This is a genomic window from Halomonas sp. YLGW01 (genome assembly GCF_014840935.1).
GTDB lineage: Bacteria > Pseudomonadota > Gammaproteobacteria > Pseudomonadales > Halomonadaceae > Onishia.
Genome location: NZ_CP062005.1, coordinates 975,787 through 991,307 on the forward strand (window position 1 = coordinate 975,787; position 15,521 = coordinate 991,307).

The following is a 15,521-nucleotide window of genomic DNA, read 5'->3' on the forward strand; positions in this document are numbered from 1 at the left end:
AAGGGGAACATCACAGGTAGAAACTCTCCGCCAGCGATCCGACCAGCAGCTGCCAGCCATCGACCAGCACGAACAGCATCAGCTTGAAGGGCAGCGAGATGGTCGCCGGGGGCACCATCATCATGCCCAGCGCCATCAGCACACTGGCCACTACCAGGTCGATGATCAGAAAGGGAATGAACAGCGTGAAGCCGATCTGGAAGGCCGTCTTCAGCTCGCTGGTGACGAAGGAGGGCAGCAGCACCCGCATCGGCACGTCCTCCGGGCCCTGCATGGGGCCGATATCGGCCAGGCGAGCGAACATCGCCAGGTCCGGCTCCCGGGTCTGACCCAGCATGAATTCCCGAAGCGGCTGGCTAGCCAGTTCCAGGAAGCGCGGGAAGCCGATGGCGTTCTCGGACAGCGGTATCCAGGCGCTCTCATAGATGGTCTCGAAGACCGGCGACATCACGAAGAAGGTCATGAACAGTGCCAGGCCCAGCAGCACCTGATTGGGCGGTGCCGACTGGGTCCCCATGGCGGTGCGCAGCAGGCTCAGCACGATGATGATGCGGGTGAAGCAGGTCATCATCAGCAGCATGGCCGGCAGGAAGGCCATCGAGCTCAGTAGCAGCAGCGTCTGCAGCTTGATCGACCATTGCTGGCCGCCGTCGCCGGTGGGCTGGCTGACCAGGCCCGGGAGTGACTGTGCCAGACCGAGCGAGGGCATGGCCAGCGCCAGGACGGTCAGCAGCAGGGCGGCATGGCGGGGGCGCAGCCTGCATGCGACAGGCCACCGCGGCGTCATGACGGCTCCTGCCCGGGGCGGGCCTGGTCGCGCGGCGGCCGGCCACCGCGAAGCTGCTGGCCGAGGGCGCTGGCGAAGCGGGCGGCGAAGCCGTCGCCCGGCATCGCAGTGGCCTCCGTTGGCGTCGCGGTGGTCGGGGCGGGCAGGTCGTGCAAGCGGTTGACCTGGCCGCCGCCGACGCCAAGCACCAGCCAGGTGTCCTCGACCTCGACGATCACCACCCGTTCGCGCTGCCCCACGGCGGCGCTGCCGACCACCCTGAGGTGCTGACCGGCCGCCGCGCCGCCAGGCGCGAGGCGTCGCACCAGGCGGCTGGCCAGCCAGACCAGGGCGAGCACCAGGGCCAGGGCCAGGGCGACCTTACCGAGGGCCGCCAGCCCCACCAGACTCTCGCCCCCGCCCAGGGGCGTGAGGCTCTGGCTGGCCGCCGGTGCGGGATCGGTAAGCGACACGCCACTCATCGGTTGAGCTTCTGCACGCGCTCGGAGGGGGTGATGATCTCGGTGATACGGATGCCGTACTTGTCTTCCACCACCACCACCTCGCCCTGGGCGATCAGGTAGCCGTTGATCAGGATGTCCATGGGCTCGCCGGCCAGGCCATCGAGCTCGATGACCGAGCCCTGGGCGAGCTCCAGCAGCTGCTTGATGGTGATCCGGGTACGGCCCAGCTCGACGCTGAGCTTTACCGGGATGTCCATGATCATCTCGAGGTCCCGGGCCGGGCCGCCGGCGCTGCCGCCGTCCAGGGGCTTGAAGACCTGCTCGCCGGCCTTCTGGGCCGTATCGCCGTCGCCGGCATCCTGCTCGGCCATGGCGGCCGCCCAGGGATCATCGTCTCCCGCCCCGCTGCCATCCGTCTCGGCCTGTTCGGCCATGGCGGCGGCCCAGGGGTCCTCCTCGCCGGTGCCGCCCTGTTCGGCCATGGCATCGGCCCAATCGTCGAGGCTGGCTTTCTGGTCGGATTGGTCGGATTGGTCGGATTGGTCGGATTGATCGGGCCGATCGGGGTTATTGGGGTCAGTCATTGTCGGCTTCCTTGGGGGTCGTACCGGGGGCCTTGACGAAGCCTCCGGCGGTATTGCTGGCCGTGGGCGGGGAGTACTCGATCAGGCGCAACACGCGCAGGGCTCGCTGACCGTGCTGGCTGCCGTACTCGCACTTGAGCACCGGTACGCCATCGACGCTGGCGGTGACGGTGTCGGGGAGCTCGATGGGCAGCACATCGCCCACCTGCAGGCCCATCACCCGCGAGATGCGCGCCGGGATATCGACAAAACCGGCCACCAGTTCGACCTCGGAGGCGCGTATCTCGCCGGCCATGCGCTTGGTCCAGTTCTTGTCTTCATTGCCCTGGCTGGCATTGTGCGGATTGGTGAGGATGTCCCGCAGCGGCTCGATCATCGAGTAGGGCATGCAGATCTGGAAGTTGCTCGACAGATTGCCCACCTCGAGATGGAAGGTGGTGTTGACCACGATCTCGTTGGGAGTGTTGGTGATATTGGCGAACTTGGCCTGAATCTCGGAGCGCAGGTAGTTGATTTTCAGCGGGTAGACCGACTTCCAGGACTCCTGATAGGCCTCGATGGCCAGGTTGAGGATACGCTGGATGATGCGCTGCTCGGTGTTGGTGAACTCGCGTCCCTCGGACTTGGTGACGAAGCGCCCGTCGCCGCCGAACAGGTTGTCGACGACCATGAACACCAGGCTCGGGGGAAAGACCACCAACGCCGAGCCTCGCAGCGGCTTCATGGCGATCATGTTGATGTTGGTCGGCACCGGCACGTTGCGCTGGAAATCGCTGAAGCTCTGGTAGCGCACCGAGTCGACGGTGATGTCCGCGCTGCGGCGGATCAGGTTGAACAGGCTCATGCGGAAGTGCCGCGCAAACCGTTCGTTGATGATATCCAGGACGTGCAGGCGCTCGCGAATGACCCGGTGCTGTGTCGCCGGGTCATAGGGCCGCATCTTCGGCGTGTCGCTGGGCTGGGGGCTGCTGTCCTCCTCGCCGCTGACGCCCTTGAGCAGGGCGTCGATTTCTTCCTGCGAGAGCAGATCGTCTTGTGACATGGGCGCTAGGGCACTTGAAGTTATTGCACGATGAATTCGGTGAACAGCACGTCGCTGATCGCCAGGTCGGGTTGAGGCTCGGTCAGCGGCACCTCGAACAGGCCGAGGATCGCGGCGGCGAGGCGCGTCTTGCCCTCCGGCGAGGTCAGTTCGTCGGCATGCTGGCCGGACAGCAGCATCAGCAGGCGGCTGCGCACCTGGGGCATGTGGTCGACCAGCAGGTCCTGGGTCTGCTGATCCTTCACCCGCAGGGACAGGCCGACGTAGAGCAGGCGATCCCCGTACTGGCCATCGGCGATGTTGACGGTGAAGGGATCGATCTTGACAAAGATCGGGGCCGGGGTCTCGACCGGAGCCGCGGCGTCCTCGCTGGCATCGGCCGAGGAGGCGTTGCCCATCAGGAAATAGACCGCCAGCGCCGTTACCGACGAGGTCAGGACCAGCAAGAGCCCGATGATCAGCCAGGACTTGCGGGAACCTTTGGAAGAGTCAGCCATTGCGTTTCCATGTGCAAGAGTGAGCCACGAGAGCGGGCCAGTATGGCGGCCCGCCGCCGCCAGGGATGGTCGGAACAGGCCGCGGTTATGCGTTCAGCTTGGTGTTTTGCCGCCCAGGCGTCATGCGCCGGAGGGGCATCCCGCCCAGACGGTCAGGCGTAGAGGTCCACGCGTCCCTCCAGTGCCGACGTGGTCGGCACCGGGGTGGGCTCGGGACCGACCTCGACGGCACCGTCGGCGTCAGCCGGGGAGCTGCTCGCGGCGAAGGTCCGCTGCTCGCCGCCCTGGCCCGTACGCTGCTCACCCACCGAGGTGTCGGCGAGGGTGATGCCCTGCTCGGCCAGAGCCTCCCGCAGTTGTGGCAGGGCCTGTTCGATCGCGCTGCGCACCGGCGCATGGGCGGAGAGGAACTGGGCCTGAGCGTTCTGCTCGCCGACCTTGAGGCTGACCGACAAGGGGCCCAGTTCGGCAGGGTTCAGGTGCAGTTCCATCTGCTGATGGCCCCGCTGGCTCATGCCGACCAGCTGCTGACCGAGCTGCTGCGACCAGGCCGGACTGGCGACCGGCGCGCCCAGCGTGGCGGAGGGGGACGGGCTTGCCTGGGCACCGCCGGTGCCGCTGGTCCCGGCACTGGAGGCACCTCCCGTCGCCAGACCCATCAGGGCCTCCTGGCCACTGGTCCCGCCACGCCCCTGGCCGCCGTGAGTCGCCTGCAGGGCGGCTGGCCCGGCCTCGGCCTCCTGGCCGACCAGCGCCGACCAGGAGGTGGTCGGTGATGCGCTCTCGAGGGCCGGCGACCAGGCGCCGGCCAAGGGCAGGGCGGTGCCCGGCGCCGAGGAGAGCTCCGTCGTCGGGCGAGTCTCGGTGCCGGTGACACGGGCACGGGCGCCTGCGTCCGCGCCGGTCAGCTGGGCGGCAGCGAGGCGGCTGGCCTGATCGCCCTGGGGCGTCACGGTCGGCTGGCCCGCCGGTGCACCAGCCTGATCGATCAGCTGCATGCGCTCGGCGATGGCCGACAGGGCCAGCGGAGCGCCGGCGACTGCTGCCACGCCGGCCGGATCGGAAACCGTCTCCCCGGCCTTCGGCAAGGCCTCTTGTTCGCGCTGCGGGATGGTGTTCGATTCGCTGGCATCGGCGGCTTGCCGGGCGAGGCTCAAGGCCACCAGGGCCTCGCTATCAAACTCGCCGAGCAGCGCCGTGAGTGCCTGCTGCTGCTCGGCGCTCGGGGGCTGGGCCGTCAGGTCTTCGAGTGAAGACGGGTCGCCGCCGAGCAGGGCCTCGAGCGCGGCGCGCTGAGGGGGCTCGAAACGGGCCAGCAACTCCTCGGTGGAGGCCTCGGGCGACAGGGCTTTGGTCGACATGGCCTGGTGATCGCCTACCTGGCCCTTGGCCACGCGTGCCAACTGCTCGGCGAAACCGGCGCCCTCCGGGGCGGGCAACTTGCCGCTGTGCGGAGCCGGCGCGTTACCGCGGGTGGCGAGAAGGGGGCTGATATCCATGCGATCTCCTAGCGAATCCGATGATCCGGCGGGCGGCGCGCCAGACAATTGGCGCTCAGTTCGTCGTTGTGGCGCTGTTCGCGCCGCTGGGCTTCGCGCTGGGCCTCGGCCTGGCGACGTTCATGGAGCGTGTCATAGGACGACAGGCGCCGCTGCTGCTGTTGCCATTGGCGCTGGCAGCTCTCGACGCGGCTGGTGCGTTCGCACTGGGCCTGGTGAGCCCGGTCGATGGCAGTATCCAGCGATGCCAGAAACTGCTGATAGTTGTGCAGGCTGGCCGGGTCGATGCCGCCGTGCATGGCCTGTTGCAGGCGGTGAGCATATTCGAGGCGGTATTGTCGCAGGGTCTCGACCTGTCGGGCGGCCTGCTGTTCCCCGCGGCGCTCGCTGGCCAGGGCCTGACTGGCGGCATCGCGAGCGTCCTTGGCGAGCTGGGCCAGGGTTTCCAGAGGGCGTGATCCGGTCATGACAGGGCTCCGATCAGGGCCGCCATGGCCTGGCGGGCATGGACCACGTCGGCCCGTTCGCCGACCTGCTGCTGCAGGAAGCCTTCGAGGCGCGGATAAAGCTGCACCGCCTGATCGAGCTGGGGGTCGTGGCCCGGGCTGTAGGCACCGACGCTGATCAGGTCACGGTTACGCTGATAGCGGGAGAACAGCTGCTTGAACCGGCGGGCCTGGCGCTGCTGGGGGGGCTCGGTGATGGCGGTCATGGCGCGACTGATCGAGGCCTCGATGTCGATCGCCGGGTAGTGCCCGGCCTCGGCCAGGGCGCGCGACAGCACCACATGGCCATCCAGGATCGCCCGCGCCGCATCGGCGATGGGGTCCTGCGGATCGTCGCCTTCGGTCAGCACCGTGTAGAAGGCGGTGACCGACCCGCCGCCGCGTCGCCCGTTGCCGGCTCGCTCGACCAGCCCCGGCAGCTTGGCGAAGACCGAGGCCGGGTAGCCCTTGGTGGCCGGGGGTTCGCCGATGGCCAGGGCGATCTCGCGTTGCGCCATGGCGTAGCGGGTCAGCGAATCCATGATCAGCAGCACGTGACGTCCCTGGTCGCGAAAGCCCTCGGCGAGCCGCGTCGCATAGGCGGCGCCCTGCAGACGCTGTAGCGGCGAGGTGTCGGCCGGGGCGGCGACCACCACCGAGCGCTGGCGCCCTTCCGGGCCGAGGATGTTGTCGATGAAGTCTTGCACCTCCCGGCCGCGCTCGCCGATCAGGCCCACCACGATGACGTCGGCCTGGGTGTAGCGGGCCATCATGCCGAGCAGCACCGACTTGCCGACGCCCGAGCCGGCAAAGAGCCCCATGCGCTGGCCGCGGCCGACGCTGAGCAGGGCATTGATGGCGCGGATGCCGACATCGATCTGGTGCTCGATGGGGGCCCGGGACAGTGGGTTGAGAGGCGCCGTGGCCAGGGGGGCGTGAGGCGCATCGTCGAGGGAGGCGCGGTCGTCCAGGGGGCGGCCATTGCCATCGACCACCCGCCCCAGCAAGGCATCGCCTAGGGGGAAGCGGCGGGCGCTGTGGGACTGATCGTCGCCCAGCGGAAAGACGCGTGCCCCCGGCGTCAGGCCGCTGATCTCGGCCAGCGGCATCAGGAAGAGCCGCTCGCCGGCGAAACCCACGACCTCGGCCTCCGCGAGGCCTGGAGAGGCGTTGCCGCCGGCCAGTTCGATGCGACAGGCACTGCCCAGCGGCACCTTGAGGCCCACGGCCTCGAGTACCAGGCCGGTGGCGCGGATGATGCGGCCGCTGGCCCGATAATCGGGCAGTGCCTCGATGCGGGTGCGCACGCCCTCCAGAGCCCGGGACCAGCGGGCCACATGCGGGTTGGCGAGCGGCTCGCTCATGGCCCGTCTGCCTGATCGTCGTCCGAGGCGTCATGACGGGCATGACGCTGTCGCACCTGCGCCATGACTGCCTGGCAGCGGCTCTCCCAGCTGGCATCCAGCTCGCCGCTCTGGCTGGTGACGCGACAGCCGCCGCGACTGAGCTGATCATCGGGCTGCAGCGACCAGCCGGCGGCGGTGAACTCCTCGCCGAGCCGGTCGTCGACCAGCGCCAGGTCATCGGGATGCAGCCACAGTCGCGGCTGGCCGGTCAGTGCCGGCTCGACGTGCAGCAGCTCGCGCAGCAGCGTCAGGATCTGCTCCGGCCGGGCGTCCAGGGCCTCGCCGGCAAGCTGGCGGCCGGTGGCCAGCGCGAGGTGAACCAGGGCATCGGCGATGTCCTCGTCGAGGCGCTCGAGGCCCTGGCCGAACTGTTGCGCCAGGCCCAGCAGCGGTGCCAGGGCCTGGTCGGCGCGGCGTTGCAGCTCCGCTTCGCCGGCGCGGCGACCCTCTTCCAGGCCCTCGGCATAGCCGGTCTGGCGACCCTGCTCGAGGCCTTCGGCATGGCCCTCGGCGCGAGCGGCCTCGCGGGCCTGGCGGCGCTCGGCCTCGAGCTCGGCCTGGCGCTTCATGGCCTGACGACGGATGCGGGCCTGACGGGCCTGCTGCTCCCCCTGGGCCAACGGCTGGTCCTGCAAGTCCTCCATCTGCCAGCGGCGCCAGCTCTGGGTATCGTCCCGGGAATGCTCAGACATAGCTGTCCTCGCCGCCGGCCAGCACGATCTCGCCGCTGTCGGCGAGACGCCTCACGACCTGCAGGATGGCCTTCTGCTCGGTCTCGACCTGGGAGACGCGCACCGGGCCGCGGGCCTCCATGTCCTCGCGCAGCAGCTGGGCGGCACGCTGGGACATGTTTCGCAGGAACTTCTCCATCAGCGAATCCGGCGCCCCCTTCAATGCCACCACCAGGGAGTTGGTCTCGATCTCCTTGAGCACCATCTGAATGCCGCGGTCGTCGATCTCCTCCAGGTTCTCGAACAGGAACATCTCGTCGATGATCTTCTGGGCCAGATCCTCGTTGTGGGCACGGACGTTCTCGATGACGACCTCTTCCTGATTGGAGTTCATCAGGTTGAGAATCTCGGCCGCTGTCCTCGCGCCGCCCATCTTGCTGCGCTTGAGGTTCTGACCGTCGAGCATGTTGCCCAGCACCTCGGTGAGTTCCTGCAGGGCCGCCGGCTGGACCCCGTTGAAGGTCGCGATGCGCAGCACCACATCGTTGCGCAGGCGGTCGTCGAAGTGCTCCAGGACATTGGCTGCCTGGGGGCGTTCCAGGTGGATCAGGATGGTGGCGATGATCTGCGGATGTTCCTCGCGGATCATCTCGCTGACCAGTGAGGCCTCCATCAGGTTGAGCGCGTCGATGCCGGAGGTGGGGCCGTTGTTCTCCAGCAGGTCCTCGATCAGGCCGGTGGCGCGTTCGCTGCCCAGCGCCTTGGTCAGCACCGAGCGGATATGATCGCTGGAGTTGAGGTTGATGGCGCTGAACTCGTCGGCCTCCCTCTGAAAGTCGTCGAGTACTAGGCGCATGTCCTCGTGGGAGACCTGGCCCAGGTTGGCCATCTCCTGACTCAGGTCTTCGACCTCGCGGGAGGAGAGGTACTTGAAGACCTCGGCGGCACTGTCCTCGTCGAGGGACAGCAGCAGGATGGCGCTGCGACGCGCGCCGCTCATCTTCTGGGTGCTGTTACTTTTCATGGTCGTTCATCCAGCCGCGGACGATCATCGCTACCAGGCGCGGGTCCTCGAGTGCCATCTCGCGCAGCTCCTCGAGGTTGCGTTCATAGGCCGATGCCTTGTTGCGGCGACGCGTGGCGGTATAGGTCGCGCCCTCCTCGTCGCCCTGAGTCTCGCCGTCGTTTGTCGAGGTTGTCTCGTCCTCGTCGTCGCCGACGGTGGCGTTGATGCGCTCCGGTGTGGCCGCCGGCAACGCCGGTTGCGTATGGCGCTTGATCAGCGGACGCAGCAGCAGCAGGTATAGGAGCAGGGCCGCGAGGCCGACCATCAGGTAGCGGCCCAGGCGGAAGGCCAGCTGCTGGAGATCCGGCTGCTGCCACCATTCGAGGGCGAGGTCGTCGCGGGCGGTAGGCGCGAAACGGCTGTTGACCACCTCGATGGCATCGCCCCGGGCCTCGGAATAGCCCATCGACTGGCGCACCAGGCGTTCGATCTGATCGATCTCGGCGGCCTCCAGGGGGACGCGCTCCACCACGCCCTCGGCGTTGCGGGTCTCCCGGTAGTTGACCACCACCGCAACGGTCAGGCGCTCCACCTGGCCGCGCTGATGCTGAATATGGGCGACGTTGCGATCCACCTCGTAGTTGACCACGTTGTCCTGGGTCAGGCGGCTGGCCGGTGCCTCGGCGGCCTCATCATCGGCGCCCTCGGCCTGATTGATGGGAGAGGGCGCGACCCCGGGCGGGGTGTTGCTCAGGGCGCCGGGGACGCCCTCGGCCAATGCCTCGCCCCCGCGGTAGGTGCCGCTCTGCTGGAGGCTGCGCACCGCCGCCTGGTTAGGGTCCTGGTTCGGGGTGTAGCGTTCGGCGGTCTCCTCGCGGCGCGAGAAGTCGACCTGGGCGGCCACCTGGGCATGGACGTTGCCGGCGCCGAGGATCGGCGACAGGATGTTCTCGATGCGCCGCTGGTAGGAACGTTCGACCTCGGCGATGTAGTCGAGCTGAGTGCCGTTGAGGTCGCCGGTACCCCCCGGGCGCGACAGCAGGCGACCGTTCTGGTCCACCACGGTGACGTTCTCGGTCGCCAGGTCCGGCACGCTGCTCGAGACCATGTGCATGATCGCGCTGACCTGCCCCTCGCCGAGCACACGGCCGGCCTGCAGGGTCAGCACCACCGAGGCCTTGGCCGGCTCCTGCTCGCGCACGAACACCGAGGGCTTGGCCATGGCCAGATGCACCCGTGCCCGCGCCACCGGGCCGAGGGACTCCATGGAGCTCGCCAGCTCGCCCTCGAGCCCGCGCTGGAAGTTGACCTGCTCGGCGAACTGGCTGACCCCGAAGGCCTGGTTGTCCATCAGTTCAAAGCCGACATTGCCCCCCTGAGGGAGACCCTGTTCGGCCAGTTGCAGGCGCAGGCTATGAACTCGGTCCTCGGGGACCAGCAGCGTCTGGCCGCCGGCGCCGAATTCATAGGGGATCGCGCGGGCGTCGAGTTCCTGGATGATGCGTCCGCCATCGGCCTCACTGAGGTTGCTGTAGAGGACCCGGTAGTCGGCGCCGCGGGCCCACATCAGCATGGCCAGCACGAGGGCGATGACCGCCGCGGCGACCAGCAGCAGCGGAATCAGCGGATTTTCCTGCAGCTGTTCCTTGAGCCGCGTGGCCATGCCCGTGGCAGGGGCACGGCCTTCGCTGCCTGCTGCGGAAGCAGGGCGAGGGGTGTCGGTGGCCGAGGCCCCATTGCTCATGAAAGCCCCCGGCGACCGGCAGCGAAGCGTGTCATGGCAGGCTCAGGGAGTCGTGCTGAAGGCATTGCATAATCCGTTCATCGCGGTGGGCCGCCCCGCCTGGGCGGTACTTTGAATGGACGTTATTATCCGTAGCCTCGGCAACCCTAAAGGACCGAAAAGCCGGTTGTTTCCTCCCCATTTGGTCGCATGCGAAAGGGGGCGCAGCTGCTAGGCTTGCTCCCATTCTACTTCCCAGGCGAGGACGCATTCATGAGTGCTCCCCCGATCCAATCGGCCCTTCAGCAGATGCAGACCCTGGCCAGCCAGGCCAGCGGGCAGGCGCAGAAGGGGACGCAGCTTTCCACCGCCGTCGGTCAGGGCGGCTTCGCCGACGAGCTGCATGCCTCTGTTCAGCGCATCAATCGCCTCCAGCAGGCCTCGGCGAGCAAGGCTCGTGCCTTCCAGGCCGGTGACCCCGATGTCGCCCTCAATGACGTGATGGTCGACATGCAGAAGGCCAGCGTGGCCTTCCAGATGGGGGTTCAGGTGCGCAATCGCCTGGTAACCGCCTACAAGGACGTCATGAACATGCAGGTCTGATTCAGACCTCGATCTCGATCAGCCGCCCCTGCAGGGCATCCAGTCGCGCGGCGATGCGCAGCACCTCCTCGGAGGGGATCTGGCGGATCGTCTCGCCGTTGGCTCGGTCGACGATACGGGTGACCACTCGGGAGGTGTGTGAGTCGAGCTCGAATTCGACACCATGCTGACGCATCACCTGATTGATGCGCTGGATCGGCGCCACCAGGTCCGCCCGGGACGCGGCGGGGGGCGCATGGATGGCCTGAGCCAGGGTGCCGCCAGCGGGGGGCAGCTGCGCCAGCATGGTGTCGACCCGCTGACGGGGCGTCAGCTCCTTGAGCATCGAGGAGCCGGATGAAGCATGGGTCTCGCCGATCGGCGCGGTCATGGCGGTCTTCCCTGACAAGACGTGAAGAGTACCTGCAGGTTTTCTATCGGCCGGCCCGGCGATGACTTTAGGGTCGGCCAGGCTCTTTCCCGGGGGCTGTGGCCCTGCTCACCTGAACCAAGTGGAACCCTTGACGAATGAATCCCTCCACCCTGATCGGTATCGTCACCAGCCTTCTGATGCTGGCCAGTGTGCTGCTGTTGAGTGCCGAGGCGCCCGCCAGCTTTCTCAACCTGCCGGGGCTCGCCATCGTGCTGACAGGCACCCTGGCGGCGACCTTCATCAGCTATCCGCTGCGGGAGGTGGTGCGGGTAGTACGGCTGGTCGGTCTGGTCTTTCGCCGCGAGCGTCGCTATCTCGACGAGGACCTCGAGGAATTGGTGGGGCTCGCCAAGCTGTGGTTCTCCGGCCATGTGCGCGACGTGGAGCAGCGCCTCGAGGAGGTACGTAATCCCTTCCTGCGCACCGGGGTTCAGCTGGTGATCGACAACACCAAGGAAGAGGAAATCATCGACCTGCTGCACTGGCGTATCTCCCGGCTCAAGGCACGAGAGCGCGCCGAGGCGCAGATCTTTCGCACCATGGCGCTCTATGCGCCGGCCTTCGGCATGATCGGTACCCTGGTGGGGCTGGTGAACATGCTCGAGGGGCTGTCGGCGGCCGATATCGGCGCCATCGGTGAGCGCATGGCGGTGGCCCTGCTGACCACCTTCTATGGCATCGTGCTGGCCAACCTGGTATTCAAGCCGATCGCCGTGAAACTCGAGCGTCGCACCGAGGAGCGGTTGATCGCCATGAACATGGTGCTGGAGGGAGTCTCGCTGATGTCGCGGCGCCGCCTGCCCTCGTTCATCGAGGAGACGCTCAAGTCCTTCATGGTCCACCATCGCGACGAGCTGCGTGATGCCCCCGAGTCGAGCGAGGTCGACGGGGCAGCGCGAGGTGGCACACCGTTCAAGCATCTGAAGCGACGCCTGACAAGGGGGCGGCGGCATGCCTGATCATCGCCGCCTGCGTCAGCGTCGGGAGCAGGTCCTGGCGCCGGACTCTCAGGACGATGGCAGCGGGATCTGGATGCTCAGCTACATCGATATCATGACCCTGCTGGTGGCCCTGTTCGCCTTGCTGCTGTCGGTAACCGCGACTTCTGACCGGGAGGAGGACGTCGCCAACGAGGAGCTTCTCACCCCCGAGGCCCTGGTGGTGGCGCTCGGGGTGGCCGGCGGCATGCCGGGCGCGTCTGCCATGCCCGGGCCACGGGTGGATGTCAGTGGTCCCCTGGCGCTCCAGGCGGCCCTCGAGGCGCCGCCGATGCCATCGGTGCTGCTCGCCGAGCGACTGGACCTGGAGAGCCTCGAGGAGGTCTCGATCCTGGTGACCGAGGCCGCGCCGGACAGGGCGCGGCGCCTGGATCCTCAGGCGCTGGCAGCGGCCGACACCCTCGGGCAGGCGTTGGCCGAGCAGCTCGAGGTGGCGCCGCTGCTGCCCTCGCTGGAGGACGTCGAGGTGTCTCGCGTCGAAGAGGGCATCAACCTGCGCATCCAGGATCGCCTGGCCTTCGAGTCGGCGGATGCGGCCCTGACCCCGCAGGGGCAGGCAATGGTCGAGCGCCTGGTCGAGCTCGTCGCTCGCTATGACGGCACCGTCTCGGTGGAGGGGCATACCGATGATCGGGATATTGCCACGCCCCGCTATCCTTCCAACTGGGAGCTGTCGACGGCGCGCGCCACGGCGATCCTGCGTGAGCTTCAGGCGGCGGGCATCGAGGCCTCGCGGTTGCGCGCCATCGGTTACGCCGATACCCGGCCGCTGGCCGACAACACGAGCGCGGAGGGGCGCGCCGCCAACCGTCGGGTCGAGGTGATCGTGCACCTCTAGCCTGGATCAAAGGCGGGCGCGTGGTGTGCCGGTCGTGTCGTTGGCGCGTGCCTCTCGATGATTCGACGATGATGAATTCGCACAATGAAAAACGCCCCGGTCTCACAGCGGCCGGGGCGTTTTTCTGTGCGGCGCGATCAGAAGGTGTAGCTGATGCCGAGCATGGCGATCGGGTAGTACTCGAAGTCCTCGGCTTCCTCCTCGAGGCGGCGCTCCTCGGCGCGGGCATCCCTCTCGAAGGCCGGGCTGCCGGCGATGGGGCCGGTGGCGTCCAGCTCCACCTCGACGTCGGTGCTCATGACGCCGAACTCGCCGAAGATGCCGAATCCGCTGCGATGGGAGCTGCGCCAGCCCATGCCTAGATAGGGCTGAACCCCGTCGGCGATGGTCAGCTTGCCCTGCAGCTCGCCCACGCTGCTGGCGTTGTAGGTGTTGCCGTCGAACTCGAAGTCGCCGGACTGGTTGGAGGTGCCGGTGACGTCGGCCTCCATGTCCGGCAGCATGGCGCCGGCGGTGAGGTAGAAGCGACCCGCGAAGGGGTAGAGGTTGAGCTTGAGGGCGCTGGCGCCGATGCCCAGGTCGCCCTCGTAGTGGACGTCGTCGGTGTCGTAATCGCCCTCGTAGTCGAGGTTGTCGGTATAGCTGGCGGTGACCCCCAGGTAGCCATTCATCCGGTAGGACAGCTCGGCGCCGAAGCCGGTGGTGCCAGCCACCGCGGCCAGGGTGGTGCGGTCATAGGCCTGGGCGCTGCCCGCGGCGAGGCCGGTCAGGGCCAGCGCCATGCCGGTGGTGATCAGTCGTTTCATGTCAGTTCCCCTTGTTATGTTCTTGTCGAAGACCGGCTGCCAGTGGTGTGCTGAGAGGCCGGCGAGCGCTGAGGCTCCATCTGAGCTATCGGCGAGACGATTCGCGCCTTGAGCGGTCAAGCGCCTGAAAAGGAGGGTGAAGTTAGGGGTTTTTGCGGCTTAGGGCTGGCTGGGAAGAAGGGGGCGTGGCCTTAGGGGGCGGGAGCGAGCAGAGGCAAGAAAAAGGGCGGCCCATGGGCCGCCCTTCTCGATGGTGTCGTGGGTGGGGATTAACCCAGCAGCGACAGCACGTTCTGCGGGACCTGGTTGGCCTGGGCCAGGACGGAGGTGCCGGCCTGCTGCAGGATCTGGGCGCGGGTCATGTCGGAGACCTCGTCGGCGTAGTCGGCATCTTCGATGCGCGAGCGGGCCGCGGTGAGGTTGGTCTCGGTGGTTTCCAGGTTGGTGATCGCGGAATCGAAGCGGTTCTGGATCGCACCCAGGTCGGAGCGCTGGTTGTCGACCTGCTTGATGGCCGAGTCGAGGCTCGCCAGCGGGTCGCCGGCGCGGGCAGATGTCAGGCTGGAAACGTCGGCACCTTCGGTGGCGTCGTAGGTGACCACGCCTTCGCTGATGCTGGCATCGTTGTCGTCGAGGGCGACATGGAAGACCTGGCCGCTGCTGGTCGGGTCGATGTTCAGGCCTTCATCTTCCAGCTTGGCGCGGTCTTCGCTGCTCAGGCCGGAGCTGTTGATGGTGACCTTGGCAAACATGTTGCCTTCTTCGTCGGCCACCAGGGTGCTGGAGCCTTTCACGTTCTCGTTGGCGATGCCCAGGTCGTCGCCGGTGAAGGCCTTGACATTGGCTCCAGTGACATTCTCGAAGCCTGTGTTGTTCTCGACCTGTGCCGTAGTGGCCGCAGTGGTCGCGCCCTGCGGACCGGTGACGCTGAAGCCGGCCAGGTCCAGGGCCTCGGAGTTGGTCTTGGCCAGGTCGATGGAGATGGTCTGGCCATCGGCGGAGCCGACCTGGATGTCCACGGTCTGGTCTGAGGCCAGGACGTCGGTGCCATTGAAGCTGGTCTCTTCGGAGATGCGGTCGATCTCGGAGAGGCGCTGGTTGATCTCGTCCTGGATGGAGGCGAGATCGTCCTGGCTGTTGGTGCCGTTCTGCGCCTGGACGGTCAGTTCACGGACACGCTGCAGGTTGTCGTTGACCTGGTTCAGGGCGCCTTCGGCGGTCTGGGCAACGGAGATGCCGTCGTTGGCGTTGCGCTGGGCCTGGGACAGACCGGTCACCTGGCTGGACATGCGGTTGGCGATGGCCTGGCCCGCGGCGTCGTCCTTGGCGCTGTTGATACGCAGGCCGGAGGACAGGCGCTCCATTGAGGTGCCCAGGGCGGCCTCGGACTTGCTCAGGTTCTGCTGGCCGACCATGGCGGTAATGTTGGTATTGATCACTGACATGTGATGTTCCTTTATCTCGTTGAGGGCTCCATTGGCGCGCCCCGGTTCTCGATGAAGTGGGGCATGCCGCAACGGCGCCGTGGGCCGTTATGACTAATGTCGGCGATCGTCGTCGTAGCTTTAGGGTGCCGGATGTTTTTTTCTGCAATGCTGGTACAGCGGGGGCAGTCGCGATGGCGAGGGCGTGAGAGCCCGCCGTCGCTTGGGTTCCGTCGTGTCGTCCGTCGCCGCGAGGTGATCAGGCGAGGCGCTCAAGAAGGCGAGCCCGTCGGCCGA

Annotated in this window: 17 protein-coding genes; 3 read left to right on the forward strand and 14 right to left on the reverse strand. The window is 67.3% G+C overall.

Annotated features, from left to right (window positions below; all coding sequences use genetic code 11):
* Window positions 1–10: 10 nt before the first annotated feature.
* From fliP to fliF, 11 genes are all read right to left on the reverse strand, one after another.
* The gene (gene fliP / locus IEJ03_RS04525) at window positions 11–709 is read right to left on the reverse strand and encodes a flagellar type III secretion system pore protein FliP (RefSeq protein WP_192037180.1); all 699 of its coding nucleotides are present in this window, start codon (window positions 707–709) and stop codon (window positions 11–13) included.
* Window positions 710–783: 74 nt separating this feature from the next.
* A complete protein-coding gene (gene fliO / locus IEJ03_RS04530; RefSeq protein WP_242458049.1) occupies window positions 784–1,239 on the reverse strand; it encodes a flagellar biosynthetic protein FliO in 456 nt (151 codons plus the stop codon).
* 5 nt (window positions 1,240–1,244) lie between these two features.
* Window positions 1,245–1,712: a flagellar motor switch protein FliN gene (fliN, locus tag IEJ03_RS04535; RefSeq protein WP_242458102.1), complete on the reverse strand. Its 468-nt coding sequence runs from the start codon at window positions 1,710–1,712 to the stop codon at window positions 1,245–1,247.
* Between the two features lie 94 nt (window positions 1,713–1,806).
* Entirely contained in the window at window positions 1,807–2,856 is a 1,050-nt protein-coding gene (gene fliM / locus IEJ03_RS04540) for a flagellar motor switch protein FliM (RefSeq protein ID WP_192036503.1), read from the reverse strand.
* A 20-nt stretch (window positions 2,857–2,876) separates the two neighbouring features.
* On the reverse strand, window positions 2,877–3,353 hold the full coding sequence (gene fliL, locus IEJ03_RS04545; protein ID WP_192036504.1) for a flagellar basal body-associated protein FliL: 477 nt from the start codon (window positions 3,351–3,353) through the stop codon (window positions 2,877–2,879).
* Between the two features lie 152 nt (window positions 3,354–3,505).
* Window positions 3,506–4,852, reverse strand: a complete 1,347-nt coding sequence (locus tag IEJ03_RS04550; protein ID WP_192036505.1) for a flagellar hook-length control protein FliK — start codon at window positions 4,850–4,852, stop codon at window positions 3,506–3,508.
* An 8-nt stretch (window positions 4,853–4,860) separates the two neighbouring features.
* Window positions 4,861–5,319 carry a flagellar export protein FliJ gene (gene fliJ / locus IEJ03_RS04555; protein ID WP_192036506.1) on the reverse strand — a complete coding sequence of 153 codons (459 nt, stop codon included), beginning with the start codon at window positions 5,317–5,319 and terminating at the stop codon, window positions 4,861–4,863.
* Entirely contained in the window at window positions 5,316–6,701 is a 1,386-nt protein-coding gene (gene fliI, locus IEJ03_RS04560; RefSeq protein WP_192036507.1) for a flagellar protein export ATPase FliI, read from the reverse strand. The genes fliJ and fliI overlap by 4 nt, the downstream gene beginning before the upstream one ends.
* Window positions 6,698–7,435: a flagellar assembly protein FliH gene (locus IEJ03_RS04565; protein WP_192036508.1), complete on the reverse strand. Its 738-nt coding sequence runs from the start codon at window positions 7,433–7,435 to the stop codon at window positions 6,698–6,700. Before IEJ03_RS04565 ends, fliI begins: the two co-directional genes overlap by 4 nt.
* The gene (gene fliG / locus IEJ03_RS04570) at window positions 7,428–8,438 is read right to left on the reverse strand and encodes a flagellar motor switch protein FliG (protein WP_192036509.1); all 1,011 of its coding nucleotides are present in this window, start codon (window positions 8,436–8,438) and stop codon (window positions 7,428–7,430) included. Before fliG ends, IEJ03_RS04565 begins: the two co-directional genes overlap by 8 nt.
* The gene (gene fliF, locus IEJ03_RS04575; protein ID WP_192036510.1) at window positions 8,428–10,164 is read right to left on the reverse strand and encodes a flagellar basal-body MS-ring/collar protein FliF; all 1,737 of its coding nucleotides are present in this window, start codon (window positions 10,162–10,164) and stop codon (window positions 8,428–8,430) included. Before fliF ends, fliG begins: the two co-directional genes overlap by 11 nt.
* Window positions 10,165–10,416: 252 nt before the next feature.
* Between fliF and fliE the strand changes: the two genes are divergently transcribed.
* Window positions 10,417–10,746: a flagellar hook-basal body complex protein FliE gene (gene fliE / locus IEJ03_RS04580; RefSeq protein WP_192036511.1), complete on the forward strand. Its 330-nt coding sequence runs from the start codon at window positions 10,417–10,419 to the stop codon at window positions 10,744–10,746.
* Window position 10,747: 1 nt separating this feature from the next.
* Here the strand turns inward: fliE and IEJ03_RS04585 are convergent, their stop codons facing one another.
* Complete coding sequence (locus IEJ03_RS04585; RefSeq protein WP_192036512.1) at window positions 10,748–11,116, reverse strand: flagellar protein FlaG; 369 nt, start codon at window positions 11,114–11,116, stop codon at window positions 10,748–10,750.
* Between the two features lie 137 nt (window positions 11,117–11,253).
* Between IEJ03_RS04585 and IEJ03_RS04590 the strand changes: the two genes are divergently transcribed.
* A complete protein-coding gene (locus IEJ03_RS04590; protein ID WP_192036513.1) occupies window positions 11,254–12,117 on the forward strand; it encodes a MotA/TolQ/ExbB proton channel family protein in 864 nt (287 codons plus the stop codon).
* Window positions 12,110–12,994: an OmpA family protein gene (locus IEJ03_RS04595; protein ID WP_192036514.1), complete on the forward strand. Its 885-nt coding sequence runs from the start codon at window positions 12,110–12,112 to the stop codon at window positions 12,992–12,994. Before IEJ03_RS04590 ends, IEJ03_RS04595 begins: the two co-directional genes overlap by 8 nt.
* Window positions 12,995–13,131: 137 nt before the next feature.
* Here IEJ03_RS04595 and IEJ03_RS04600 read toward each other — a convergent pair whose 3' ends face one another.
* Both IEJ03_RS04600 and IEJ03_RS04605 read right to left on the reverse strand, forming a co-directional pair.
* Window positions 13,132–13,800, reverse strand: coding sequence for a hypothetical protein (locus IEJ03_RS04600; RefSeq protein WP_242458050.1), 669 nt, complete (start codon window positions 13,798–13,800; stop codon window positions 13,132–13,134).
* 269 nt (window positions 13,801–14,069) lie between these two features.
* Entirely contained in the window at window positions 14,070–15,245 is a 1,176-nt protein-coding gene (locus IEJ03_RS04605) for a FliC/FljB family flagellin (protein WP_192036515.1), read from the reverse strand.
* Window positions 15,246–15,521 lie beyond the last annotated feature (276 nt).

Excerpts from the sequence above, each read along its gene's own strand:
- fliN (WP_242458102.1), bottom strand. The coding sequence starts at position 1,712 with ATGGCCGAACAGGGCGGCACCGGCGAGGAGGACCCCTGGGCCGCCGCC.
- IEJ03_RS04600 (WP_242458050.1), bottom strand. The coding sequence starts at position 13,800 with ATGAAACGACTGATCACCACCGGCATGGCGCTGGCCCTGACCGGCCTC.
- fliG (WP_192036509.1), bottom strand. The coding sequence starts at position 8,438 with ATGAAAAGTAACAGCACCCAGAAGATGAGCGGCGCGCGTCGCAGCGCC.
- fliL (WP_192036504.1), bottom strand. The coding sequence starts at position 3,353 with ATGGCTGACTCTTCCAAAGGTTCCCGCAAGTCCTGGCTGATCATCGGG.
- fliP (WP_192037180.1), bottom strand. The coding sequence starts at position 709 with ATGCCCTCGCTCGGTCTGGCACAGTCACTCCCGGGCCTGGTCAGCCAG.
- fliI (WP_192036507.1), bottom strand. The coding sequence starts at position 6,701 with ATGAGCGAGCCGCTCGCCAACCCGCATGTGGCCCGCTGGTCCCGGGCT.
- fliF (WP_192036510.1), bottom strand. The coding sequence starts at position 10,164 with ATGAGCAATGGGGCCTCGGCCACCGACACCCCTCGCCCTGCTTCCGCA.
- IEJ03_RS04550 (WP_192036505.1), bottom strand. The coding sequence starts at position 4,852 with ATGGATATCAGCCCCCTTCTCGCCACCCGCGGTAACGCGCCGGCTCCG.
- IEJ03_RS04585 (WP_192036512.1), bottom strand. The coding sequence starts at position 11,116 with ATGACCGCGCCGATCGGCGAGACCCATGCTTCATCCGGCTCCTCGATG.
- IEJ03_RS04595 (WP_192036514.1), top strand. The coding sequence starts at position 12,110 with ATGCCTGATCATCGCCGCCTGCGTCAGCGTCGGGAGCAGGTCCTGGCG.
- fliM (WP_192036503.1), bottom strand. The coding sequence starts at position 2,856 with ATGTCACAAGACGATCTGCTCTCGCAGGAAGAAATCGACGCCCTGCTC.
- fliE (WP_192036511.1), top strand. The coding sequence starts at position 10,417 with ATGAGTGCTCCCCCGATCCAATCGGCCCTTCAGCAGATGCAGACCCTG.
- fliJ (WP_192036506.1), bottom strand. The coding sequence starts at position 5,319 with ATGACCGGATCACGCCCTCTGGAAACCCTGGCCCAGCTCGCCAAGGAC.
- IEJ03_RS04605 (WP_192036515.1), bottom strand. The coding sequence starts at position 15,245 with ATGTCAGTGATCAATACCAACATTACCGCCATGGTCGGCCAGCAGAAC.
- IEJ03_RS04590 (WP_192036513.1), top strand. The coding sequence starts at position 11,254 with ATGAATCCCTCCACCCTGATCGGTATCGTCACCAGCCTTCTGATGCTG.
- IEJ03_RS04565 (WP_192036508.1), bottom strand. The coding sequence starts at position 7,435 with ATGTCTGAGCATTCCCGGGACGATACCCAGAGCTGGCGCCGCTGGCAG.